Source organism: Deefgea rivuli DSM 18356 (assembly GCF_000620145.1).
Classification (GTDB): Bacteria; Pseudomonadota; Gammaproteobacteria; order Burkholderiales; family Chitinibacteraceae; genus Deefgea; species Deefgea rivuli.
Genome location: NZ_KK211083.1, coordinates 352,223 through 374,727, shown reverse-complemented (window position 1 = coordinate 374,727; position 22,505 = coordinate 352,223). Strand labels below are relative to the sequence as shown.

32 protein-coding genes are annotated in these 22,505 nt (G+C 46.8%); 11 read left to right on the top strand and 21 right to left on the bottom strand.

Annotated elements, in window-relative coordinates:
* Window positions 1–43: 43 nt before the first annotated feature.
* On the top strand, window positions 44–265 hold the full coding sequence (locus Q320_RS0116810) for a DUF6500 family protein (protein ID WP_027469964.1): 222 nt from the start codon (window positions 44–46) through the stop codon (window positions 263–265).
* A 3-nt stretch (window positions 266–268) separates the two neighbouring features.
* Here Q320_RS0116810 and Q320_RS0116805 read toward each other — a convergent pair whose 3' ends face one another.
* Window positions 269–883, bottom strand: a complete 615-nt coding sequence (locus Q320_RS0116805) for a LysE/ArgO family amino acid transporter (RefSeq protein ID WP_027469963.1) — start codon at window positions 881–883, stop codon at window positions 269–271.
* Between the two features lie 268 nt (window positions 884–1,151).
* Between Q320_RS0116805 and Q320_RS0116800 the strand changes: the two genes are divergently transcribed.
* Window positions 1,152–2,045, top strand: coding sequence for a LysR family transcriptional regulator ArgP (locus Q320_RS0116800; protein ID WP_027469962.1), 894 nt, complete (start codon window positions 1,152–1,154; stop codon window positions 2,043–2,045).
* Between the two features lie 114 nt (window positions 2,046–2,159).
* Here Q320_RS0116800 and rplS read toward each other — a convergent pair whose 3' ends face one another.
* From rplS to ffh, 5 genes are all read right to left on the bottom strand, one after another.
* The gene (rplS, locus tag Q320_RS0116795; RefSeq protein ID WP_027469961.1) at window positions 2,160–2,540 is read right to left on the bottom strand and encodes a 50S ribosomal protein L19; all 381 of its coding nucleotides are present in this window, start codon (window positions 2,538–2,540) and stop codon (window positions 2,160–2,162) included.
* A gap of 5 nt (window positions 2,541–2,545) precedes the next feature.
* Entirely contained in the window at window positions 2,546–3,337 is a 792-nt protein-coding gene (gene trmD / locus Q320_RS0116790) for a tRNA (guanosine(37)-N1)-methyltransferase TrmD (protein WP_027469960.1), read from the bottom strand.
* Between the two features lie 32 nt (window positions 3,338–3,369).
* The gene (gene rimM / locus Q320_RS0116785; RefSeq protein ID WP_308417142.1) at window positions 3,370–3,912 is read right to left on the bottom strand and encodes a ribosome maturation factor RimM; all 543 of its coding nucleotides are present in this window, start codon (window positions 3,910–3,912) and stop codon (window positions 3,370–3,372) included.
* A gap of 3 nt (window positions 3,913–3,915) precedes the next feature.
* Window positions 3,916–4,158 (bottom strand): 30S ribosomal protein S16, encoded by a 243-nt coding sequence (gene rpsP, locus Q320_RS0116780; RefSeq protein WP_027469958.1) that lies wholly within the window; start codon window positions 4,156–4,158, stop codon window positions 3,916–3,918.
* Between the two features lie 200 nt (window positions 4,159–4,358).
* A complete protein-coding gene (gene ffh / locus Q320_RS0116775) occupies window positions 4,359–5,702 on the bottom strand; it encodes a signal recognition particle protein (protein ID WP_027469957.1) in 1,344 nt (447 codons plus the stop codon).
* A gap of 82 nt (window positions 5,703–5,784) precedes the next feature.
* Between ffh and Q320_RS20365 the strand changes: the two genes are divergently transcribed.
* The 8 genes from Q320_RS20365 (at window position 5,785) to Q320_RS0116740 (ending at window position 13,116) form a co-directional block, all read left to right on the top strand.
* On the top strand, window positions 5,785–6,594 hold the full coding sequence (locus tag Q320_RS20365; protein WP_035854043.1) for a cytochrome C assembly family protein: 810 nt from the start codon (window positions 5,785–5,787) through the stop codon (window positions 6,592–6,594).
* A gap of 253 nt (window positions 6,595–6,847) precedes the next feature.
* The gene (gene pilB, locus Q320_RS0116765; protein ID WP_027469956.1) at window positions 6,848–8,551 is read left to right on the top strand and encodes a type IV-A pilus assembly ATPase PilB; all 1,704 of its coding nucleotides are present in this window, start codon (window positions 6,848–6,850) and stop codon (window positions 8,549–8,551) included.
* Between the two features lie 10 nt (window positions 8,552–8,561).
* Window positions 8,562–9,785: a type II secretion system F family protein gene (locus Q320_RS0116760; RefSeq protein ID WP_027469955.1), complete on the top strand. Its 1,224-nt coding sequence runs from the start codon at window positions 8,562–8,564 to the stop codon at window positions 9,783–9,785.
* Window positions 9,724–10,641: a prepilin peptidase gene (locus Q320_RS0116755; RefSeq protein ID WP_281174246.1), complete on the top strand. Its 918-nt coding sequence runs from the start codon at window positions 9,724–9,726 to the stop codon at window positions 10,639–10,641. Before Q320_RS0116760 ends, Q320_RS0116755 begins: the two co-directional genes overlap by 62 nt.
* A gap of 1 nt (window position 10,642) precedes the next feature.
* On the top strand, window positions 10,643–11,242 hold the full coding sequence (gene coaE, locus Q320_RS0116750) for a dephospho-CoA kinase (RefSeq protein WP_027469953.1): 600 nt from the start codon (window positions 10,643–10,645) through the stop codon (window positions 11,240–11,242).
* 72 nt (window positions 11,243–11,314) lie between these two features.
* Window positions 11,315–12,073, top strand: coding sequence for a cell division protein ZapD (gene zapD, locus Q320_RS0116745; protein WP_027469952.1), 759 nt, complete (start codon window positions 11,315–11,317; stop codon window positions 12,071–12,073).
* Window positions 12,033–12,281: a DNA gyrase inhibitor YacG gene (locus tag Q320_RS21415; RefSeq protein WP_308417141.1), complete on the top strand. Its 249-nt coding sequence runs from the start codon at window positions 12,033–12,035 to the stop codon at window positions 12,279–12,281. The genes zapD and Q320_RS21415 overlap by 41 nt, the downstream gene beginning before the upstream one ends.
* 85 nt (window positions 12,282–12,366) lie before the next feature.
* Window positions 12,367–13,116, top strand: a complete 750-nt coding sequence (locus tag Q320_RS0116740) for a GNAT family N-acetyltransferase (RefSeq protein ID WP_027469951.1) — start codon at window positions 12,367–12,369, stop codon at window positions 13,114–13,116.
* A 230-nt stretch (window positions 13,117–13,346) separates the two neighbouring features.
* Here the strand turns inward: Q320_RS0116740 and Q320_RS0116735 are convergent, their stop codons facing one another.
* Window positions 13,347–14,162: a symmetrical bis(5'-nucleosyl)-tetraphosphatase gene (locus Q320_RS0116735; protein ID WP_027469950.1), complete on the bottom strand. Its 816-nt coding sequence runs from the start codon at window positions 14,160–14,162 to the stop codon at window positions 13,347–13,349.
* Between the two features lie 30 nt (window positions 14,163–14,192).
* Here Q320_RS0116735 and Q320_RS20360 point away from each other — a divergent pair, with 30 nt between their 5' ends.
* Window positions 14,193–15,077 carry an HDOD domain-containing protein gene (locus tag Q320_RS20360; protein WP_051534847.1) on the top strand — a complete coding sequence of 295 codons (885 nt, stop codon included), beginning with the start codon at window positions 14,193–14,195 and terminating at the stop codon, window positions 15,075–15,077.
* A 50-nt stretch (window positions 15,078–15,127) separates the two neighbouring features.
* Here the strand turns inward: Q320_RS20360 and rplQ are convergent, their stop codons facing one another.
* From rplQ to rpsN, 14 genes are all read right to left on the bottom strand, one after another.
* Window positions 15,128–15,517 (bottom strand): 50S ribosomal protein L17, encoded by a 390-nt coding sequence (gene rplQ, locus Q320_RS0116725; protein ID WP_027469949.1) that lies wholly within the window; start codon window positions 15,515–15,517, stop codon window positions 15,128–15,130.
* Window positions 15,518–15,544: 27 nt separating this feature from the next.
* Entirely contained in the window at window positions 15,545–16,528 is a 984-nt protein-coding gene (locus Q320_RS0116720) for a DNA-directed RNA polymerase subunit alpha (RefSeq protein ID WP_027469948.1), read from the bottom strand.
* Window positions 16,529–16,562: 34 nt separating this feature from the next.
* Window positions 16,563–17,186: a 30S ribosomal protein S4 gene (rpsD, locus tag Q320_RS0116715; protein ID WP_027469947.1), complete on the bottom strand. Its 624-nt coding sequence runs from the start codon at window positions 17,184–17,186 to the stop codon at window positions 16,563–16,565.
* A gap of 14 nt (window positions 17,187–17,200) precedes the next feature.
* Entirely contained in the window at window positions 17,201–17,593 is a 393-nt protein-coding gene (gene rpsK, locus Q320_RS0116710) for a 30S ribosomal protein S11 (protein ID WP_027469946.1), read from the bottom strand.
* Window positions 17,594–17,608: 15 nt separating this feature from the next.
* A complete protein-coding gene (gene rpsM / locus Q320_RS0116705; RefSeq protein ID WP_027469945.1) occupies window positions 17,609–17,971 on the bottom strand; it encodes a 30S ribosomal protein S13 in 363 nt (120 codons plus the stop codon).
* Window positions 17,972–18,027: 56 nt separating this feature from the next.
* Window positions 18,028–18,141 (bottom strand): 50S ribosomal protein L36, encoded by a 114-nt coding sequence (gene rpmJ, locus Q320_RS21410; RefSeq protein WP_072428311.1) that lies wholly within the window; start codon window positions 18,139–18,141, stop codon window positions 18,028–18,030.
* A 249-nt stretch (window positions 18,142–18,390) separates the two neighbouring features.
* Window positions 18,391–19,695 carry a preprotein translocase subunit SecY gene (gene secY, locus Q320_RS0116700; protein ID WP_027469944.1) on the bottom strand — a complete coding sequence of 435 codons (1,305 nt, stop codon included), beginning with the start codon at window positions 19,693–19,695 and terminating at the stop codon, window positions 18,391–18,393.
* 29 nt (window positions 19,696–19,724) lie between these two features.
* Window positions 19,725–20,159 carry a 50S ribosomal protein L15 gene (gene rplO / locus Q320_RS0116695; protein WP_027469943.1) on the bottom strand — a complete coding sequence of 145 codons (435 nt, stop codon included), beginning with the start codon at window positions 20,157–20,159 and terminating at the stop codon, window positions 19,725–19,727.
* A 1-nt stretch (window position 20,160) separates the two neighbouring features.
* Window positions 20,161–20,346: a 50S ribosomal protein L30 gene (rpmD, locus tag Q320_RS0116690; protein ID WP_027469942.1), complete on the bottom strand. Its 186-nt coding sequence runs from the start codon at window positions 20,344–20,346 to the stop codon at window positions 20,161–20,163.
* Complete coding sequence (gene rpsE, locus Q320_RS0116685; RefSeq protein ID WP_027469941.1) at window positions 20,343–20,858, bottom strand: 30S ribosomal protein S5; 516 nt, start codon at window positions 20,856–20,858, stop codon at window positions 20,343–20,345. Before rpsE ends, rpmD begins: the two co-directional genes overlap by 4 nt.
* 19 nt (window positions 20,859–20,877) lie before the next feature.
* Complete coding sequence (gene rplR, locus Q320_RS0116680) at window positions 20,878–21,231, bottom strand: 50S ribosomal protein L18 (protein ID WP_027469940.1); 354 nt, start codon at window positions 21,229–21,231, stop codon at window positions 20,878–20,880.
* A 13-nt stretch (window positions 21,232–21,244) separates the two neighbouring features.
* Window positions 21,245–21,778, bottom strand: a complete 534-nt coding sequence (rplF, locus tag Q320_RS0116675; protein ID WP_027469939.1) for a 50S ribosomal protein L6 — start codon at window positions 21,776–21,778, stop codon at window positions 21,245–21,247.
* A gap of 12 nt (window positions 21,779–21,790) precedes the next feature.
* Entirely contained in the window at window positions 21,791–22,183 is a 393-nt protein-coding gene (gene rpsH / locus Q320_RS0116670) for a 30S ribosomal protein S8 (RefSeq protein WP_027469938.1), read from the bottom strand.
* A 15-nt stretch (window positions 22,184–22,198) separates the two neighbouring features.
* Window positions 22,199–22,504: a 30S ribosomal protein S14 gene (gene rpsN / locus Q320_RS0116665; protein ID WP_027469937.1), complete on the bottom strand. Its 306-nt coding sequence runs from the start codon at window positions 22,502–22,504 to the stop codon at window positions 22,199–22,201.
* Window position 22,505: the final 1 nt, after the last annotated feature.

The following is a 22,505-nucleotide window of genomic DNA, read 5'->3' as shown; positions in this document are numbered from 1 at the left end:
TATGCCTTCATGAATAAAACGTAGCGGAATATACCTAAAGATTATGAATTCCATCTTAAAACAAAAAATCATCACTGTTTGCCAGCAAAAAATAGCGCAGAAAGGCGAAAATGTCGGCTTGTCGTTTTATGCTTTTTTTGCCAATAAAAACGATAATCCCGCCTTATTGATGGAAGCGGCGACGTGGTGGATTCAAACCCATCGCCTCGATCATTTTGAAAAGGCTGTCAAAATTAAGGCGATGGTTGAAGCTATTTCGGATTAAAGCTCAAGCAAACACCAGCGTTCCCGCCAAAAACAGCATCGTACCGCCAGTAATCCCATCGATCCATTGCCACGCCACAGGCCGCGATAAATGCCGCGATAGCGCGTGCGCAGCAAAACCCAACACACAAAACCACAGTAGCGAAGCGCTCGCCGCACCCAAAATAAAGCTAGGCCGCAAATCAGCAGAATAACTGCCACCAATCGAACCGAGCAACACCACCGTATCCAAATAGACATGCGGATTTAGCAACGAAATCGCCAAAATCGTTAGCAAGGCACGCTTGGTGCTTACCGGCGCAGCACTCGGTTCGACTTCCAGCGCGGTATTGCGACGCAAAATCGCCGCCCAACTACGTAAGCCATACCACAGCAAAAAGGCCGCCCCACCCCAACGCGCCGCGCCGAGTAAGATCGGCGACGCTTGCACCAGCGCCCCCATACCAAAAACGCCCAAGGCAATCAGCGCCGCATCGAGCACGATGCACACCGCCAGTGTCATGACCAAATGCTGGCGCTGAATCCCTACCCGCAACACATAAGCGTTTTGCGCGCCAATAGCCATAATCAAGGCCGCACACAAACCCAGCGCCTTCACAAATACCATCCAATCAATCATCTCGTTCACCTGCACTTTATATGCCTCGATTGTCATAGAAGGTGCAGCAAAATTAAACATGATTTACTATTTCTAATTAATGCTTAATTTTTCTTAATAAGCAATGTGACGCAGGACAAAGTCAAAAACGGGGAACACGAAAAACACGAACAAGGCCGAAAAAACCACGAAAATAAGCAATAAACCAATACTGATTTTCTTTCGTATTTTTTCGGCCTTTTTTCGTGCCTTTCGTGATCCAAGCTTTTGATCTTAATAGGGGTAGGAGATGCTGGATATACGCAAAGGTGAGGCGCTGCTAGCGGTGATGGATTGCGGTAGCTTTGAGCAGGCGGCGGCACTGCTGCATTTGACGCCGTCGGCGGTGTCGCAACGCGTGAGCGCGCTGGAAAGCCAGCTCGGCACGCCATTACTGAACCGCACCCGCCCTTGCCGCCCGACGCGCGCTGGGCAGCGCTTGGCGCAATATCTGCGCCGCAGCCATTTATTGGAAAGTGAATTTTTTGCTGAACTCGACGAAGAGCAAAATCGGCCCCTCACCGTGCCGATTGTCGTCAATCACGACACGCTGGCGACGTGGCTGTTGCCCGCGCTGGCCGAATTTTTAATTGCCGAGCGCGTCTTGCTCGACATCACCGTCGACGATCAGGACCACACGTATACGTTTTTGGAAAGCGGCCATGCGCTAGCGGGCGTTTCCAGCGAGATGGAGGCGCTACGCGGTTGCCGCACCGAACCATTGGGCATCATGCGCTATCGCCTGCTGGCGCATCCGCAATTTGTGGCGCGCTATTTTCCGCAAGGCTTGCAACGCGAAGCCGCACGCGTCGCACCGTTAATGGTGTTTAACCGCAAGGATGCACTGCAAGCCAACTTTTTGCTGCGTACGCTGGGCTTGCCGAGCACGCATATTCACTGTCATTACGTGCCGTCGAGCGAGGCATTTTTGCAGGCGATTCAATTGGGTTTGGGCTACGGCATGGTGCCAGAATTACAGTACCGCGATTTACTCAGTAGCGGCGAATTGATCGACCTAGCGCCAGAGCAACCGACCGATGTCACGCTGTACTGGCACTGCTGGCGTGTGCAATCGCCTAAATTAGAGAAACTTAGCCTCGCTGTCATTCACGCAGCAAAACAAAGCTTATTGCAGGGTATTTAATTATAACCATTGCTAAAAAAGACCCAGCGTTAAATACCCAATAAAAAACCCCGCAATGCGGGGTTTTCTTTGCCGACAGCTTGGCTGTCAAACGTAGCGCTTAGTGCAAAGCAATTACGCTTTAGCAGCAACCACTTTACGCGCTGGCAATTTTTCCTTAATACGTGCAGATTTACCTGAACGATCACGGAGGTAGTACAGTTTTGCGCGGCGAACGTCACCACGACGTTTAACTTCGATACCAGCAACCAGTGGAGAGTACGTTTGGAAAGTACGCTCAACACCCATGCCAGAAGAAATTTTACGCACGATAAACGCGCTGTTCAGACCACGGTTACGTTTAGCAATCACGATGCCTTCGTAAGCCTGTAGACGTTCACGAGTACCCTCTTTCACTTTAACGCTAACAACAACGGTGTCGCCAGGTGCAAAGTCAGGGATCGCTTTGTTTAAACGAGCAATTTCTTCTTGCTCAAGAATTTGTAACAAATTCATGGATACTACTCCGTGTGTGAAACCGTACCTTCTGCCCGAGGATTCGGGAGCGCTGCATATTCAGTTTTGAATTCAGCCAGAAGACGAGCTTCCTCTTTAGTTAACTGGCGGCCTTGCAGCAAATCTGGACGGCGTAACCAAGTACGCCCCAAAGACTGCTTTAGGCGCCAGCGCCTTATTGCAGCATGATTACCCGACATCAAGACATCTGGTACCAACATGCCGCGATAATTTTCGGGACGGGTGTAATGCGGGCAATCCAGCAACCCATCCACAAATGAATCTTCCACTGCACTGGCTGCGGTATTGAGCACACCAGGAATCAAGCGGGATACGGCGTCGATTAGAATCATCGCGGGCAACTCGCCACCCGATAATACATAATCACCAACCGAAATTTCTTCATCAACTTGCGTCTGGATAACACGCTCATCAACGCCTTCATACCGACCACACAACAAAACCAAACTTGGCAATTGAGCCAAAAGTTCCGCTTTTTTATGCGTGAGCGGTGCGCCTTGCGGCGACAAATAAATCGTGTGCGGCACACACCCTACATCGCGTTGATGCTGCTTGGCCGCAGCCAAAGCTTCGTCCAGCGGTGTAGGCAACATCACCATCCCAGGACCACCACCGAAGGGGCGATCATCGACACGATGATAGTTATCCGTAGTGTACGTTCGCGGATTCCATGTCGTTAAACCGATCAGATTTAATTCAACCGCCCGCCGAGTTACCCCATGCGCACTGATTGCATCAAACATTTCTGGAAACAAAGTAACAACATCAAATTGCATGCGAACCTAAGCACAGAACCGAGCACTGCGGATTAATAATCCAAGCCCCAATCGACGCGCATCACACGCGTTTCAAGGTTGACATCCAGCACCACATGCCCCACAAACGGCACAAGCCGCTCAGTGGTTTCATCTTTAACGACGATGACATCGTTAGCGCCAGTTTCAAACAGCTTATCAATAACACCCAAACGCTCATCTTGCTGATTAAATACTTCCAAGCCAATCAAATCAGCCCAGTAATATTCGCCTTCAGCCGCGGGCGGCATACTGCTGCGCGGGATAAAGACTTCGCTGCCTTTCAGTGCAAAAGCCGCATCGCGGTCATTCACGCCTTCCAGTTTTGCGCCCAATTTCTTCGGCTGCATATGCGAATCAACAACTTTATAAGCGCGCCAAACACCATTACGCCCTAGCCACCAAACTGGGTAGTTCAGTAAACTATCAGCGTTTTCAGTGTCGGCAACGAGGCTAATCCAGCCTTGAATGCCAAAAGGCCCATTCACATAACCCATCGACACCAGATCATCTGGCACTTCGGTCGTTGCTGCTGAGGCCTTCAGATTATTCAGCACGAATTACTTAGCTGCGTTTTTGATCAAACGAGCTACAGTGTCCGATGGCTGTGCGCCAACGCCAAGCCAGTAAGTCAGACGATCTTGCGTCAAACGTACTGATTCTTCAGCGCCACGGGCTTGAGGATTGTAAAAACCTACGCGCTCGATGAAACGACCATCGCGGCGGTTGCGCGAATCAGTCACAACGATGTTGTAGAACGGGCGATCTTTTGCGCCACCACGAGCTAGACGAATCACGACCATAATAAAACCCAATATTGGTAATTAGCAGAAAGGCGGCGATTCTGCCTGAAAACAGACTTCACCGCAAGGATGTACAACAATTAACTTCTAAACGGCAACAATGTAGCTTGCCGAAACTCTATGCAGCAGACAGCGACAGCTAAGGGTATCTGCATATAAGCCATATTAAATGATGGCTACATTCAAATACCCATAAAACCCTACATTCCCGGCATCATACCCTTAAGGCCGCGCATCATTTTCATCATGCCGCCACCCGAGAATTGCTTCATCATTTTTTGCGTTTGCTCGAACTGCTTCAGCAAACGATTCACTTCTTGCACCGAAACGCCAGCACCGGTCGCAATCCGGCGTTTACGGCTAGCTTTAAGGAGTTCAGGCTTCCGACGTTCCAGCGGCGTCATTGAATTGATAATGCCTTCAATCCGCGCCACCGATTTATCGTTCACTTGGCTATCGGCCATCGCAGCCATATTGCCGGGCAATTTATCCATCAAGGCCGACATCCCGCCCATTTTCTTCATTTGTTGAATTTGAGTTTTAAAGTCTTCCAGATCAAACCCTTTACCAGATTTGACCTTTTTCATCATTTTGAGGGCTTCGGCTTCATCGACCGAATTTTTCACGTCTTCGATCAAAGACAGCACATCGCCCATGCCAAGTACGCGGCTGGCCATCCGGTCTGGGTGGAAAGGCTCCAGCCCAGTGAGTTTCTCGCCCGTACCCAAGAACTTAATTGGCTTGCCGGTCACATGACGCACCGACAAAGCCGCGCCGCCGCGTGAATCGCCGTCCATTTTGGTCAGCACGATACCGGTCAGTGGTAACGCCTCATTAAAGGCTTGCGCGACATTCACCGCGTCTTGACCTTGCATCGCATCGACGACGAATAAGGTCTCGATCGGATTCACCGCTGCGTGCAAGGCTTTAATTTCAGCCATCATCGCTTCGTCAATCGCCAAACGCCCTGCTGTATCGACAATCAGCACATCATAAAAATGTCGTTTTGCATGATCGATGGCCGCCACAGCGATATCAACCGGCTTTTGCGCCACATCGGATGGAAACCAATCAACGCTCAATTGCCCCGCCAAGGTTTTGAGCTGCTCAATCGCCGCGGGGCGATACACGTCAGTAGAAACCAGAAGTACTTTCTTTTTCTGGGTTTCTTTTAAATGCTTGGCCAACTTACCTGATGTCGTGGTTTTACCCGCTCCTTGCAAACCCGCCATCAAAATCACGGCGGGCGGCACGGCAGCCAAGTTCAGCGCATCATTTTGCATGCCCATCAGCTTGGTGAGTTCTTCGTAGACCACACCAATCAAGGCTTGACCCGGCGTAAGGCTGCCGACGACTTCTTGACCTTCGGCACGCACTTTCACATCGGCAATAAATTGCTTCACCGCCGGCAAAGCCACATCGGCCTCAAGCAGCGCCATGCGCACTTCGCGCAGCGCATCCTTCATATTGTCTTCAGTCAAGCGGGCGTTACCGCGCAGCGTTTTAACCACACCGCCCAAGCGGCCAGACAGATTTTCAAACATGCGTTACACCTTTAATGCGGTTGATGCCGATTCGGCATCGACTCTGTTAGACTAAACAATCGACATTTTAACCTGATTTGACGTGCTCACCCTGCTTACCCCACTCACTCTGCTGATTTACCTGTTACTCGGTTGGCATTTTTGCCAAATCCGTCTTGCAGGACAGCCACCTGCTCGCTACTTACCTGAGCTGGGTTTATTGCTAGCAGGCTTGCTGATTCACAGTGCAGCGGTACTGTTACCATTGCTGAGCGCGCCACAATTGCACTTTGGCGCAGCAGAGTCACTTTCATTGACCGCATGGCTCAGCTTACTGATTTATGTGCTCGGCAGGCAACGCTGGAAACTCGACGGCCTAGAGCCGCCGCTCTTTGCGTTTGTCGCCAGCTTTGTACTGCTGTCAATACTGCTCCCGACTGGTCACGCCATTACCTACGTACAAAACAACCTCTCGCGCAGCCACTTTTTACTCGCGATGCTAGCGCAGGGGCTGATTGTCAACGCCGCAGCGATCGCTATTCTAATGCGTTTCTCTGATCGCAACCTGCACAATACCAGCCGAAAAATTCTAGCGCGCACGCTACCACCGCTATTAACACTAGAAAAATTACTCTTTAGCTGCGTCACCAGCGGTTTTATTTTACTCAGTGCAGCACTCATCACCGGCATCGTTTTTTCTGAGCAAATAAACGGTGCTTTGCTCACGCTCTCACACAAAACTATTTTTGCTTTAGCCTCATGGGCGATTTTTGGCATGCTACTGATAGGTAGAATTCGTTATGGCTGGCGTGGTCGCTTTGCTGCCAACTGGGCGCTCGCCGGATTTAGCTTATTATTTCTAGGCTATATTGGCACGCGTATTGCCCTGGAAGTGTTCTTTAGCAAGGGCTAGCAAGCAATACCCATATACAAAACTTGATTAAATTGCACTCAAAAAAGTTAGGTACGCACCGCCTGCCCCTAAAAAGAACAAATACGCAAGCCAACACACAAACGACATGCACGCAACATTCAATGGCGCGAGCGGCGTCGTCGTCCCGCCAATCGTCTTACATCTGCTAGACTACAAGCGCAAAAACATAAATAACACTATATTGAGCCAACGCTCATACCATCAATAACGGCTCTGGAGAGACTTCTCGCTTATGACTGCCCCACCTATTTCTGGGCTTGCACGGCTTTTAGTGCAACATGGCCGCCTAATTGAAGCCGATGCAGAAGCGCTGCAAACCAATGCTGCGAGCAATAAAGTCTCCTTTATTGAACAACTCATTCAAAGCAAGAAAATGTCAGCACGCGACATTGCCGATTTCTCTTCCAAAACGTTTGGCTACCCATTGCTCGACCTCGACCGAGTCGACCCTAGTTATATCCCACAGGGCATACTCGACGCTAAAGCGATGCAAACACAGCGGCTCGTTCCACTGTATAAACGCGGCACTAAGCTCTTCATTGGTATTTCTGATATTACTAATATGGCAGCGGTGGAAAACGTTCGCTTCCAAACCAATGCTCAAGTCGAACCCATTATTGTCGAAGACCCTAAACTCGCTATTTTGCTCAGCAAAATGATAGAAGCGAGCGGCTCCACGCTCAAAGACATGGTCATTGATGAGGCCGACCTTGAAATGGCTGGTGGTGATGACCAGCCTGTACAAGACAGTGCAGCCAATTTAGAAATCGACGATGCTCCGATCGTTAAATACCTACAAAAAATGTTAATGGATGCGATTAATCAAGGCGCATCCGATATCCACTTTGAGCCTTACGAGAAGTTTTTCCGCATTCGCTATCGCGTCGATGGCGTCCTACGCGAAGTCGCTACGCCACCACTCGCGATTAAAGAAAAAATTTCCTCACGCATCAAAGTCATTTCGAAGCTCGATATTTCAGAAAAACGCGTTCCACAAGATGGCCGGATGAAACTCGTTTTATCCAAAAGTCGCGCCATTGACTTTCGGGTATCCACATTACCGACGATGCATGGCGAAAAGATTGTTATGCGGATTTTAGATCCATCGTCTGCAACACTAGGCATCGATGCGCTCGGCTATGACCCAGACCAAAAAGCAACTATTTTAGAAGCGATTCACCGCCCTTATGGCATGGTGCTCGTCACAGGGCCAACAGGCTCAGGCAAAACTGTTTCACTTTATACGTGTTTGAATCTACTCAATAAACCCGACATCAATATTTCCACAGCAGAAGATCCGTGCGAGATTAATTTACCGGGCATTAACCAAGTTAACGTCAACGACAAAGCAGGCCTAACATTCTCTGCCGCACTCAAGGCCTTTTTACGCCAAGATCCAGACATCATCATGGTGGGTGAAATTCGTGACTTAGAGACGGCTGATATTGCAATTAAAGCAGCCCAAACGGGTCATATGGTGTTCTCTACACTCCATACCAACGATGCACCAACAACGCTGACACGGATGCTCAATATGGGCATCCAACCGTTTAATATTGCTTCGTCAGTGATCTTAATCACAGCCCAACGACTAGCCCGCCGCTTATGCAGTTGCAAACAAGTCGTAGACATCCCCGAAGCTGCATTATTAAGTGCAGGATTTGATCAAAGTGATTTAGACGGCAGCTGGAAAAGTTATGGGCCAAAAGGCTGCGAGATCTGCAAAGACAGTGGCTACAAAGGCCGTGTGGGTATCTATCAAGTAATGCCAATCACCGATGATTTAAACCGCATTATTATGAGTAACGGTAACGCCATTGATATCGCAGATCAAGCACGCAAAGAAGGTGTATTGTCGCTACGCGAAGCGGGCTTACGTAAAGTCAAACAAGGCCTAACCTCTCTTGAAGAGATTATGGCCGTCACCAACGAATAGAGGCCTACTTATGGCAGCCCAAAAAAAAGCAGCAGTCAAAGAATTTACTTTTCACTGGAAAGGTAAAGATCGCACCGGCAAAGCAGTCAGCGGAGAAATGCGCGCCAGTGGTGAAGCCGTCGTTAAAAACACGCTACGTCGCCAAGGCATCAACGTTGCCAGCGTAAAAAAAATCCGTATGGCAGGCGGTCGTAAAATTACCGAGTTGGACATTGCGATGTTCACTCGTCAGTTGGCCACCATGCTCAAATCTGGCGTGCCTCTACTCACCTCATTTGACATCGTTGCTAAAGGTCATGGCAACCCATCAGTCACCAAGCTACTCAACGAAATTAAAACCGATATTGAAACAGGATCTTCTTTAACCCAAGCATTTAGAAAGCATCCGCTACAGTTTGATGCGCTATATTGCAATCTCGTCCAAGCAGGCGAGCAAGCCGGTATTCTTGATGCGCTGCTAGCACGCCTAGCAACATACAAAGAAAAAATCCTTGGTGTGAAAAAGAAAATCAAATCAGCGATGTTTTACCCTACTGCGATTATCGTTGCTGCATTTGTAATCACCGCCGTTATTATGATTTTTGTTATTCCCGCTTTTAAAGATTTATTCTCAAGCTTCGGTGCAGACTTGCCTGCACCAACCCAATTCGTAATTGCCGTTTCGGATATATTTACCAGCTATTGGTATATTATATTTGGTGGTATTTTTGGTGGCTTCTGGCTATTTATGAACGCGTGGCGCCGCTCTGAGGCGATGCAGATCTTTATGGATAGACTTATCCTAAAACTACCTGTGCTAGGGGAAATTGTTAAAAATGCGACAATCGCACGCTGGACACGGACATTAGCAACAATGTTTGCTGCAGGCGTACCCTTAGTCGAATCACTGGAGTCTGTCGGTGGCGCAGCAGGTAATTATATTTACAAAATAGCCACAAAAAAAATACAGTCGGAAGTCAGTACCGGTACTAGCCTGACCGTTGCAATGCAAAATGCCAATGTATTTCCCAATATGGTGATGCAAATGACCTCAATTGGCGAAGAATCCGGCTCGTTAGACGCCATGCTGAGCAAAGTAGCTGACTACTACGAAGAAGAGGTCGACAATGCAGTCGAGGCCTTATCCAGCCTCATGGAGCCCATTATTATGGTCGTATTAGGCACACTGATCGGTGGACTTGTCGTTGCGATGTATCTACCCATCTTTAAAATGGGTGCGGCAGTTGGTGGTTGATACATTTTATTCACTCCAAGACAAATCAATGTTTATTTTTCTAATTGGGATAATCGGTCTTTTAGTCGGCAGTTTTTTGAATGTGGTTATTCACCGATTACCCCTTATGCTAGAACGCGCATTCAAGGCTGAATGCGCCGCATTTGAATGCGGCATTGAGCCAGCTCCAGCCAAACCCTATAACCTGATGGTTCCGCGATCAGCCTGCCCACACTGCCAGCATCAAATTACCGCGCTAGAAAATATTCCAGTGCTCAGCTGGTTGGCATTAAAAGGTAAATGCAGCCAATGTAAAGCGGTCATTAGTGCACGCTACCCAATAATCGAACTACTCACTGCGCTCATTTCTGCAGGGCTCGCTTGGCATTTTGGAATGGGTTTAGCACTAGCTGGTGCATTGATTTTGGCATGGTTTTTGATTGCCCTCATCATGATTGATGCAGACACCTATCTGCTCCCAGACAGCATGACGCTACCCCTCATCTGGCTGGGGCTACTCTTCAATAGTTTTAATACCTTTACTACGCTACAAAGTGCGGTATATGGCGCAATAGCAGGCTACCTATCGCTCTGGAGCGTATACTGGGCATTTAAGCTGTTCACTGGTAAAGAAGGAATGGGTTATGGTGATTTCAAACTCCTCGCAGCTTTAGGTGCTTGGTTTGGCTGGAGTATGATCCCGATGATTATTCTACTTTCTTCGTTCGCAGGAGCCACCATTGGTATTGTGATGGTGCTCGGACAGAAACGTGGCTGGAATAAACCGATGCCATTTGGTCCCTATTTAGGCGTCGCCGGATTACTCGCGTTGATTTGGGGCAAAGACTTATCACTTGCCTTATACGGAATTGCATAGCGTGCTCATCGTCGGGCTTACGGGTGGAATAGGTAGCGGGAAAAGTAGTTTCTGCGCTGCCTTTTCAGATCTTGGCGTACCCATTATTGATACCGACGACATTGCTCATCAATTATCTAAGCCCACCTCCGATGCCAATGCACAAGTCGCCCGGCAATTTGGTGCTGATGCGCTGCTTGCCGATGGATCTCTGAATCGCACATGGCTGCGCCAACTTATTTTCACCGATCCGAGCAAAAAAAAACAATTAGAGACCATTTTCCATCCTCTAATTTTAAAAAAAACGAAAGAAGAAATTCAGAAAATCAGCTCGCTACACCACTACTGCATTGTTGCAGTCCCTTTATTATTTGAAACGACGGCATTTCGTAATTTAATCCACTACTCAATTGTGATTGACTGCGATGAACAAGATCAAATCAATCGAGTGATGCTACGCAGCAAGCTAAACCATAATGAAGTCCAAAACATTATTGCAGCACAAATGCCCCGCAAACAACGCAATTATTTAGCAGATCACATCATTACAAACAATGGCACATTGTCGAGCATTGCTGAGAAAGTGTCGCAAATGCATAGCTTTTTATTAGAAAAGACTTAATTAATCAATCAATGGGTTTTCAAAATGCCGCGTATGCGGCAAAATTGCGAATCTTTACCGGACCAATGAATTGTGATCAGTTACGAATTTCCGATCAATGAGAGAATACGAACCCTTTTGCGGCTCGAAGACCTCTACGTCCGCACCGAAGAATTTGCATCGCGCGACCTACCGATCGATCACCATATGGCCTTGCTCGGTATATTTGAAATTATGGAAGTCGCCAGTCGCGCGGACTTAAAATCCGACTTACTTCAAGAGCTTGAACGTCAGCGTCAGACGCTACTTGCCTTACGCAATAATCCACACATTTCTGAAGATGCGCTTGATCGTGTACTGTCAGAAATTGAATCAACTCACGCTCGACTTTTAAGTATGACTGGCAAACTAGGTCAATACTTAAGAGAAAATGAGTGGCTGATGGCGATTAAGCAGCGAATATCTATTCCTGGTGGCGTGTGCGAATTCGATCTTCCTTCGTATCACTACTGGCGCACCCAGTCTGCAGAACGCAGAAAACTCGACTTAGAACGCTGGCTCAATCCGCTGATGCCTATCAAACAAGGCTTAGATATCGTCTTAAAGCTATTGAGAGACTCAGCAAAATCCAATCATTTTATTGCCAAAGCGGGTTCGTTTCAGCAAATGTCTGGCGGAAAAACAGTACAAATGCTAAAAGTCAGCCTAAATGATGATCTGCCAGCTGTTCCTGAGCTATCAGCAAACCGCTATGCCATTAATATTCGCTTTGTAGTACCAAGCACCAGTGGCGATAGAGCAAAAGTCGTTGATGCCGACGTTCCATTCACACTTGCCTATTGCAATTTGTAAGTTGTCCATGAAAAAAATAGCCTGCCCACAATGCGGCACACTGATTGAATACAGCACAAGCAATCCATTTCGCCCATTCTGCTCAGAGCGCTGTAAAATGCTCGACCTAGGCGCCTGGGCCAGTGAATCTTATCGCCTGCCTGACAATTCAACATCTCCAGAGTCGCTTGATGACTCCCTTCATAGCCATACGACAGACACCAACTAGTTTCTGCCACAGTAACTTCACAAATATTTAACCACTTCGTCATGAAGGCCGAGTAATTTAACTCCCAATCTAACGGGAGTTATTTATGTTTGTTGAAAGCGAAAAATCAGAAAAGAAACACAAAAAAACACTGACTGTTTCAATCGCCACCAGCACTGAAACCATTCGTGCGGCTCAAACTTTGCGTTATCAAGTTTTCGTCGAAGAAATGGGCGCGCGAATCACAACTAAAACCCCAGGCCTAGATCAAGACTTGTTTGATGACTACTGCGACCATTTGGTAGCGCATGATGAAGATACCGGTGAAGTAATTGGCACCTACCGGATTTTACCGCCACATCAGGCAAGAAAAGTAGGTAGCTACTATTCGGATACAGAGTTCGATCTCACGCGGCTGCAACACATTCGCCCTCAGTTAGTCGAGCTAGGCAGAACCTGTGTACATCCAAAATATCGCAACGGAGCGACCATCGCTCTGCTCTGGTCAGGCATAGCTGACTACATGCAGAAACATGGCTATCAATACATGATTGGCTGCGCGAGTGTAACTCTGGCAGATGGTGGCCATCTTGCGGCAAACCTCTACAATAAAATTGCGAGCAAATCACTCGCTCCAATCGAATGGCGGGTTTTTCCTAGATGCCCATTACCAATTGCAGCATTGGAACACGATCAAAAAGTGGAAACGCCAGCTCTGATTAAAGGTTATATTCGTGCAGGCGCAATGATCTGCGGTGAGCCGGCTTGGGATCCTTATTTCAATACTGCCGACTTTCTAATGTTACTACCAACCAAGCAAATTGATGTTCGCTATGCGCGCCACTTCAATCGTTAACACACTAAAATTCCAGCCAGATATTGACTAATAATAGGCACACTAAAAAAAGCACCTCGTATCAGCGACTTAACACGAAAAGCAAAGCAGGCTTAGAAAATTTGTTTTGCTTTTCTCTACGTAGTCCAGTCATATCAGACGATCTTATCGACTACAAATGCAGCTCAATCGAGCAAAGCCTCTAGCCAAACCTTATAACGACTAGATAAATTAATAAGAGAATAACAACATCACTCAAGCATCAAACTTGAAGCAGCAAATGCCGGCACCTGGAATAAAGCACCAGTATCAAGGCAAATGGCAGTGAGTTGACCACCCCAGATGCACCCAGTATCAAGTGCCACTATCTTATCCGTCACAATTAAACCCAACGCAGACCAATGCCCAAAAACGGCCTTCTTTACAGTAGCGCCTTCATCGGCAAACCATGGCTTTAAATTGATTGGCGCAAAAACTGGCTCAGCCTTAAATTTTAAATCTAATTCTGTGCCGTTCAACATCCGCATTCGTGTTAGCGAATTGACACCAAAACGAAATAGTTCTGGCTCAACCAAAGTTGGACTCCACTTAGCCGGAGTATTTCCATACATATGCTCAAGCCAAGCGGCATAATCCTCCCCAGCCAGCTTCTCACTGCAAAAACACGCAATATCCTGCAAAATATCAAAAGGCACCGCAGGATTTATACCGGCATGTGTAATGACAAACTGCTCGTAATGAAGCAACAAAGGCTGCTGACGCAACCAATGCATTAACTCATCCAGATCAGGTGCGTTGAACACTGAATCGAGTGTATCCAGACCTTTAGGTTTGGTAACACCTGCCCAGCAAGCCAATAAATGCAAGTCATGATTTCCCAGCACAAACTCAATGGAAGACTCGTGCTGCTTCACATAGCGCAATACTTCTAATGATTTCGGCCCCCGATTGACCAAATCGCCAACGAGATAGACTTTATCTCTATCTGGATTAAACTGTATCAATGAGAGTAATTGCCTAAACTCTTCATAACATCCTTGAATATCACCAATTGCGTAACAGGCCATCAAACAAATTTCCTTAGAAGAATTTTGATAATGCTAAAAAAATATCCAAATCATCTCGACGCATGGGTGAGCCTACTCTCCAGCGTGGAAATACCAATACTCGCAACAACGCATGAAAAAATAACAGAGCAACAAAAAAATATCGGAAATTTAGACTTAAGGGATATTGCAATACTCATCAGACACGACCCACTACTCAGCCTGAAGCTATTAAAGCACCAAGAAAACAAACGAAGCTTGCAGCAAACTGCCGATGTGACAACCATAGAAAAAATTCTTCTAATGATAGGGATTACAGGTTTTTTCCGAACATTTGGCGGAAGTCCACACCTAGAAAATATGCTACAAAAAAATGAAGTCGCATTACATGCCTGCCATCAAACCTGCGCGCGTGCATTTTTTGCCTCACAACTTGCAGAGGCAATGGGCAAATATCGCCGAGATATCGATCCTAATGAAATTGTAACTGCCGCACTACTACATGAAACAGCTGAAATATTACTTTGGCAAGCAGCGCCAGAACTCATGCTAGAAATTAAGAGCGCGATGCGATCAGACTCGACACTCAGAAGCAAAGATATACAAAAACAGATACTCGGCTGCACAGTTAATGAACTACAGCAGCAGCTCAGCAAGCTATGGCATTTGCCTAAAATATTAGTCCATCTCGCCGACGAAGATTTTTCAGATGAACCACGCGTCAAAATTGTACAACTAGCAACAGGCATTGCAAGACATTCGGAATGGGCTTGGAATACAGAATACAATCAACAAGACTTAATCAAATGCGCTGATTTTCTGAAAATCAGTCTAGAAGAAGCACATCAAATCATAGTAACAACCGCCGTATACACAGCTAAACATTGGCGCTGGTACGGCGTACAGCCTTCTATAGCACGACTAGTAGAATACTAAATGACAGACATAAAAAAAGGCCAACTTGCGTTGGCCTTTTTTACTATTTTTTATTCTGCAGACTCTACAACTTCAGCATCTTCTGGACGATCAACCAATTCAACAAATGCCATAGGAGCATTGTCGCCTTGGCGGAAGCCACATTTCAAAATGCGAAGGTAGCCACCATTACGTGTTGCGTAACGTGGGCCAAGAACATCAAATAATTTAACAACTATATCGCGATCACGTGTACGGTCAAAAGCCAAACGGCGATTAGCCAAACATGGTTTTTTACCCAAAGTGATCAACGGCTCAGCTACACGGCGCAGTTCTTTAGCCTTTGGTAGAGTCGTTTTAATAACTTCATGCTTTAGCAACGAGTTAGCCAAGTTGCGAAGCATCGCAAGACGGTGACTTGTCGTGCGATTTAGTTTCCGATTAGAAAGACGGTGACGCATTTGTCAGTTCCTTTACTAGTGCCGACTTCAAGGCTTATCTAAGCCAGCCGGAGGCCAGTTTTCGAGGCGCATGCCAAGGCTAAGGCCCTTCGAAGCTAGCACTTCTTTGATCTCATTCAGCGATTTACGACCCAGGTTCGGAGCTTTCAACAACTCTGTCTCTGTACGCTGAATCAGATCACCAATGTAATAGATGTTTTCCGCTTTAAGGCAATTTGCCGAACGCACAGTCAACTCAAGATCATCTACAGGCCGAAGCAAGATAGGATCAATCGTAATTGTAGGTTCTGCAACTGTTACTTCTGGCGTACCTTCCAAATCAGCAAAAACGCCAAGTTGGTCAATCAACATCCGAGCGGCTTGGCGAACTGCCTCATCCGGCTCAATTACGCCATTGGTTTCAATGTCGATAATCAAACGGTCAAGATCGGTACGCTGTTCGACACGAGCGCTTTCTACTTGGTAGCTAACACGGCGAATCGGGCTGAATGAAGCATCCAGCATAACCGTACCAATAGTACGACCCTCTTCTTTATTCAATCGAGCAGGTGCTGGCTGATAGCCACGACCCTTCTCAACTGTAATTTCCATGTTCAACTTACCGCCAGCAGAAAGGTGAGCAATCACGTGCTGCGGATTGATCACTTCGACATCATGCGGTAGCTGGATGTCGGACGCCGTTACAATACCCTCACCCTCTTTAGAGAGAGTGAGAGTAACAGAGTCCCGACCATGCAGCTTGAGCACAACGCCTTTAAGGTTCAACAGGATGTCAACTACATCTTCCTGTACACCATCTAGCGCGGAGTATTCATGCACTACACCTTCAATTTTCACTTCTGTCGGAGCGAAGCCCGGCATTGAAGAGAGCAGAATTCGGCGTAATGCATTACCGAGCGTATGGCCATAACCACGCTCAAAAGGCTCCATCACAACTTTAGCATGAGCCGAAGCTATTGCTTGCACGTCGATGATGCGCGGTTTGAGCAAGTCGTTTGCGTTGATTTGCATAAGTCAGTATCCCTTGCCTTAGCGGGTCAGGTTATTACTTGGAATAGAATTCCACCACTAACGATTCATTGATATCGCTAGAGAGGTCGGAACGCTCTGGCATATTTTTAAATACGCCTTCCATTTTCTTAGAATCAACCTGTACCCAGTTCGGGAAACCAATACCTTCAGCAAGAGACAAAGCCTCTTGAATACGTACTTGTTTCTTAGACTTTTCACGTACAGCAACCACATCACCCGCTTTCACTTGGAAAGAAGGGATATTTACCGGTTTGCCATTAACAGTGATAGCTTTGTGGGAAACTAGTTGACGAGATTCAGAACGAGTAGAACCGTAGCCCATGCGATAAACAACGTTATCGAGACGGCTTTCGAGAAGTTTCAACAGGTTTTCACCAGTAGAACCTTTACGACGAGCTGCTTCATGGAAGTAGCCACGGAATTGACGTTCTAGAACGCCGTAAATACGACGGATCTTTTGCTTTTCACGCAGGTGTACGCCGTAGTCCGACTGACGCGTATTTTTCTTCGCGCCATGCTGGCCTGGGGCTTGTTCCAGCTTGCATTTGCTATCGAGCGAACGACGCGCGCTCTTCAAGAACAGATCCGTTCCTTCGCGGCGTGCGAGTTTGCACTTGGGTCCAATATAACGAGCCATTTCTTACTCCAGAATTAGATACGACGCTTCTTCGGCGGACGGCAGCCGTTGTGCGGAACAGGCGTCACATCCGAGATACTGGTGATCTTGAAGCCAAGTGCGTTCAATGCGCGCACTGCAGATTCACGACCTGGACCTGGACCCTTGATACGAACTTCGAGGTTCTTAACACCATATTCTTGGGCAACTTTACCAGCAGCTTCTGCGGCAACCTGTGCTGCAAAAGGTGTACTTTTACGAGAGCCCTTGAAACCAGCACCGCCCGAGGTAGCCCAAGATAAAGCATTGCCTTGGCGATCAGTGATGGTAATGATTGTGTTATTGAAAGAAGCGTGAACGTGCACGATACCTTCAGACACGCTCTTCTTGACTTTCTTACGTACACGAGCTGTGTTTGCTTTAGCCATAATTTATGTCCTTAGTTACTTCTTGCCAGCGATAGCCTTGCGCGGACCCTTACGAGTACGTGCATTGGTTTTCGTGCGCTGACCGCGACAAGGTAAGCCTTTACGGTGACGTAAACCACGATAGCAACCAAGATCCATAAGGCGCTTGATGTTCATGGTTACTTCACGACGTAGATCACCTTCAATAGTGAATTTACCTACTTCGTCACGCAATTTTTCAAGTTCAACATCACTGAGATCTTTTACCTTCTTACTAGGCTCAATTGCAGTAGTAGCACAAATCGCTTTAGCGCGAGTTTGACCAATACCGAAAATCGCCTGAAGGCCGATCACAGTATGCTGATGATTGGGAATATTAACCCCAGCAATACGGGCCATACTTCTTACCCCAGGTTAAAAAGTCGTGGAACTAACTCCAAAAACTGATTATGAAATCAGCCTTGGCGCTGCTTGTGCCGTGGGTCTGTACAAATTACGCGCACAACACGGTTGCGACGAATAACTTTGCAATTACGGCAGATTTTCTTGACCGATGCCTGAACTCTCATGGTCTATCCTTTACGATCAAAGTAAAATCTCAACCCAAAGGCTGAGATACAATACAACTCTTGCTTAGGGACCACAAAAGATTTGCGACCACTCAACCCAAGAGGGACTGAATCATATAGCATTCAAAACATTCTGGGAAGCAAAACAAGAACCGCACGTCCGAATTAGGAAATATTCCCAGATATTAAATCCAACATCTGGGAACAATTCCAAAAATTTACTGACATTTGCATAAAATGCAGATCAGATTAACCCTTGAAGTTTGCTTTCTTTAACAAGCCTTCATACTGATGTGAAAGCACATAAGATTGCATTTGAGCCATAAAATCCATGGTTACCACAACTAAAATCAGCAGCGATGTGCCACCGAAATAGAAAGGAACATTCCATTTCAAGATCAAAAACTCAGGGATTAAACAGATCACAGTGATGTAAACAGCACCGATCAATGTCAATCTTAAAATTAATTTCTCTACATATTTTGCAGTATGCTCGCCTGGACGATAACCAGGAACCATAGCACCGCTCTTTTTCAAGTTTTCAGCTGTTTCTCTTGGGCTAAATACCAGCGCCGTATAGAAGAAGCAGAAGAAAATAATAGCAGCAGCATAAAACAATACATATAGCGGCTGACCAGGATGCAACATGTCGCCCAATGTTTTCAACCAAGACAATTTATTCCCATTGCCAGTCCACGATAAAACCGTAGCTGGAAATAAGATAATCGACGAAGCAAAAATAGGAGGAATAACCCCTGCCATATTAATTTTCAATGGCAAGAAGGAACTCTGAGCCTGCATCAAGCGATTGCCCACTTGTCTTTTTGCATATTGAATCGGCACCTTACGCTGCCCACGCTCAACAAAAACAACAACAGCCGTCAACAATACGACACCAACAAACAGAAACAGCACCAATAAAATTGGTAAAGAACCCTGACTTGATAGTGTTAATGTTTTTGCAATCGCAGAAGGCACGCCAGCAGCAATACCTGCGCAAATTAGGATAGAAATACCATTCCCCATTCCGCGCTCAGTAATCTGCTCCCCCAACCACATCAAGAACATTGTTCCGGTAACCAAGGAAATCATTGTCACAGCGACAAATAAGCCTTGATCCATAACAACCAGATTAGGTTGACGAAACAACATCATGGCAATACCAAAACTCTGCGCAGAAGCCAAAAGAACAGTGAAATAGCGGGTGTACTGAGTTAGCTTACGCTTACCAGACTCACCCTCTTTTTTCAGCTGTTTAAGGGAAGGCAGCACCTCGCCAGCGAGTTGAACAATAATCGACGCCGAGATGTAAGGCATGATACCAATCGCGAATACAGTAAAGCGCGATAATGCACCACCTGAAAACATGTTGAACATGTTTAACAAGCCAGTTTGTGACGATTGGAACAAGTTCGCCAATTCCACCGGATTAATACCCGGTACTGGAATATGTGCGCCGATACGAAAAACGATCAGCGCACCAACAACGAACCAGATCCGTTTCTTGAGATCAGCAAATTTACTTGCCGAGCCAGCCAAAGCGGGATTTGCCACGTTCTGCCCTATCCTATTGATTTACAGCATTACTCGCTAATGGAACCACCAGCAGCTTCGATTGCAGCCTTAGCACCTTTAGTTACGCCCAAACCTTTTACGGTTACAGCGCGTTCAATCGTGCCAGACAACACCACTTTGCAAGTCAAAGAGTGCTGAGAAATCAAACCAGCCTGAATTAGACTCAACAAGTCAACCTCACCAATTGGCAAAGCATTCAATTCAGACAAAGTAATCTCTGCATTCTTGCCTTTTGCAAGAGATACGAAACCACGCTTAGGCAAGCGACGTTGCAAAGGCATTTGACCGCCTTCAAAACCCACTTTATGGAAGCCGCCAGTACGGGATTTTTGACCCTTATGACCACGACCGCAAGTCTTGCCCAAACCAGAACCGATACCACGACCAACACGCTTAGAAGCATGTTTTGCGCCGGCACCAGGAGTTAGGTTATTGAGTTGCATATTAACCCTCCACCTTTAGCAAGTAGCTGATTTTATTAACCATGCCGCGATTTTCTGGCGTATCGATAACAACAGCAGAGCTGTTCATACGACGCAAACCCAAACCACGAGCACATGCTTTGTGAGCCTCAAGACGACCAATCAGGCTTTTAACCAGAGTCACCTTAATTGTTTTTACGTCGCTCATTGTGCACCCCCAAGAATTTCTTCAACTGTCTTGCCGCGCTTCGCAGCAATATCAGAAGGGGTATGCAATTTAGCTAGACCATCCAATGTCGCGCGAACGATATTGTATGGATTAGTAGAGCCGTGGCACTTAGCAGTAATGTTATGAATACCCATTACTTCAAACACAGCACGCATCGGGCCACCAGCAATAATGCCGGTACCTTCAGGAGCTGGCTGCATAAATACGGTAGTAGCACCGTGTTTACCCAGCACTGTGTGTTGCACAGTACCATTACGCAAACTAACTTTCACCATTTTACGGCGAGCTTCTTCCATTGCTTTTTGTACGGCAACTGGCACTTCTTTCGACTTGCCTTTACCCATACCAACACTACCATCACCGTTACCAACAACAGTTAGTGCTGCAAAGCCAAGGATACGACCACCCTTAACTACTTTGGTTACGCGATTAACGCTAACCATCTTCTCGAGTAGACCGTCCTTGACTTCTTCTCTTTCGTTCTTAGCCATTATTCAACTCCAAACTCAATTAGAAGGCGAGGCCAGCTTCACGAGCAGCATCAGCCAACGCTTTAACGCGGCCATGGTACTGGAAACCGGAGCGGTCGAAAGCGACTGACTCAATGCCAGCTGCTTTTGCTCTTTCTGCAATCAACTTACCAACAGCCGTTGCACCAGCAACACTGCCGCCATTTTTAACTTCAGCACGCAACCCTGCTTCCAAGGTATTAGCTGCAGCCAAAACGTTACCACCTGTTGCATCAATAATTTGAGCGTACATATGGCTATTGGTACGATGGACCGACAAGCGCACAACCTTGAGCTCCGCAATCTTGGCACGGGTTTTACGTGCACGGCGAAGTCTACTTTGATTCTTATCCATGATTCAGCCTCGATTACTTCTTCTTGGTTTCTTTGATAACCACAACTTCATCAGCGTAACGAACACCCTTGCCTTTATATGGCTCTGGTGAACGATAAGCACGAATCTCTGCAGCAACCTGACCAACAAGTTGTTTATCGGCACCTTTCAAGAGGATCTCAGTTTGAGTTGGAGTCTCACACGTAATACCCTTAGGAATACTGTGAGCAACTGGATGAGAGAAACCCAATGATAGGTTCAATACTTCGCCTTGGGCTTGTGCACGATAACCAACACCAACTAGTGTTAGCTTACGTTCAAAGCCTTTAGATACACCGTTAACCATATTGTTAACCAGAGCACGCAAAGTACCAGACATAGCACGAGCAAATTTGCTGTTGCCATTAGCTGCGAAAACGACATTGCCGTCTTCAATCTTTACAGTTACATCTGAAACGATAGGCTGAGCCAAAGAACCCTTAGGACCTTTAACAACGATTTCACCTGCGGCGATATTAACTTCTACGCCAGCCGGAATGGTTACCGGATTTTTAGCTACGCGGGACATTGTGATACCTCATCAAGCAACGATGCACAAAAGCTCGCCACCAACACCATTGGCACGCGCTTTGCGGTCGGTCATCACACCCTTGGATGTAGACACAATCGCCACACCAAGACCATTCATTACATTTGGAATGTCACCAGCACCGCGATAATCACGCAGACCTGGCTTAGAAACACGATCAAGACGCTCAATAACTGGGCGACCTGCATAATATTTCAATTCAATCGTCAAAACCGGCTTAACATCGCCAGCAATGGTAAACGACTCGACATAACCTTCTTCTACTAAAACTTTAGCAATAGCTACTTTTAGTTTTGAAGACGGCATAGCTACAGCAGCTTTGTCGGCACGTTGTGCATTGCGGATACGAGTCAGCATATCGGCGATAGGATCATGCATTGCCATGTGTTTTCTCTCCTATTACCAGCTAGCCTTGACCAGACCCGGGATTTCGCCTTTGAAAGCGAGTTCACGCAGCTTGCTGCGACCGAGACCGAATTTGCGGAATACCCCACGTGAACGACCAGTTAATGTGCAACGATTGTGCAAACGAACTGGTGATGCATTACGTGGAAGCTGCTGGAGTTTCAAGCGGGCTTGGAATTGATCTTCCTCACTCGCGTTTTGATCGTTAATAACGACCAAGAGCGCCGCGCGCTTAGCTGCAAATTTTGCAACTACAGCAACACGCTTTGCTTCACGATTAATCAGTGCAAGTTTTGCCATG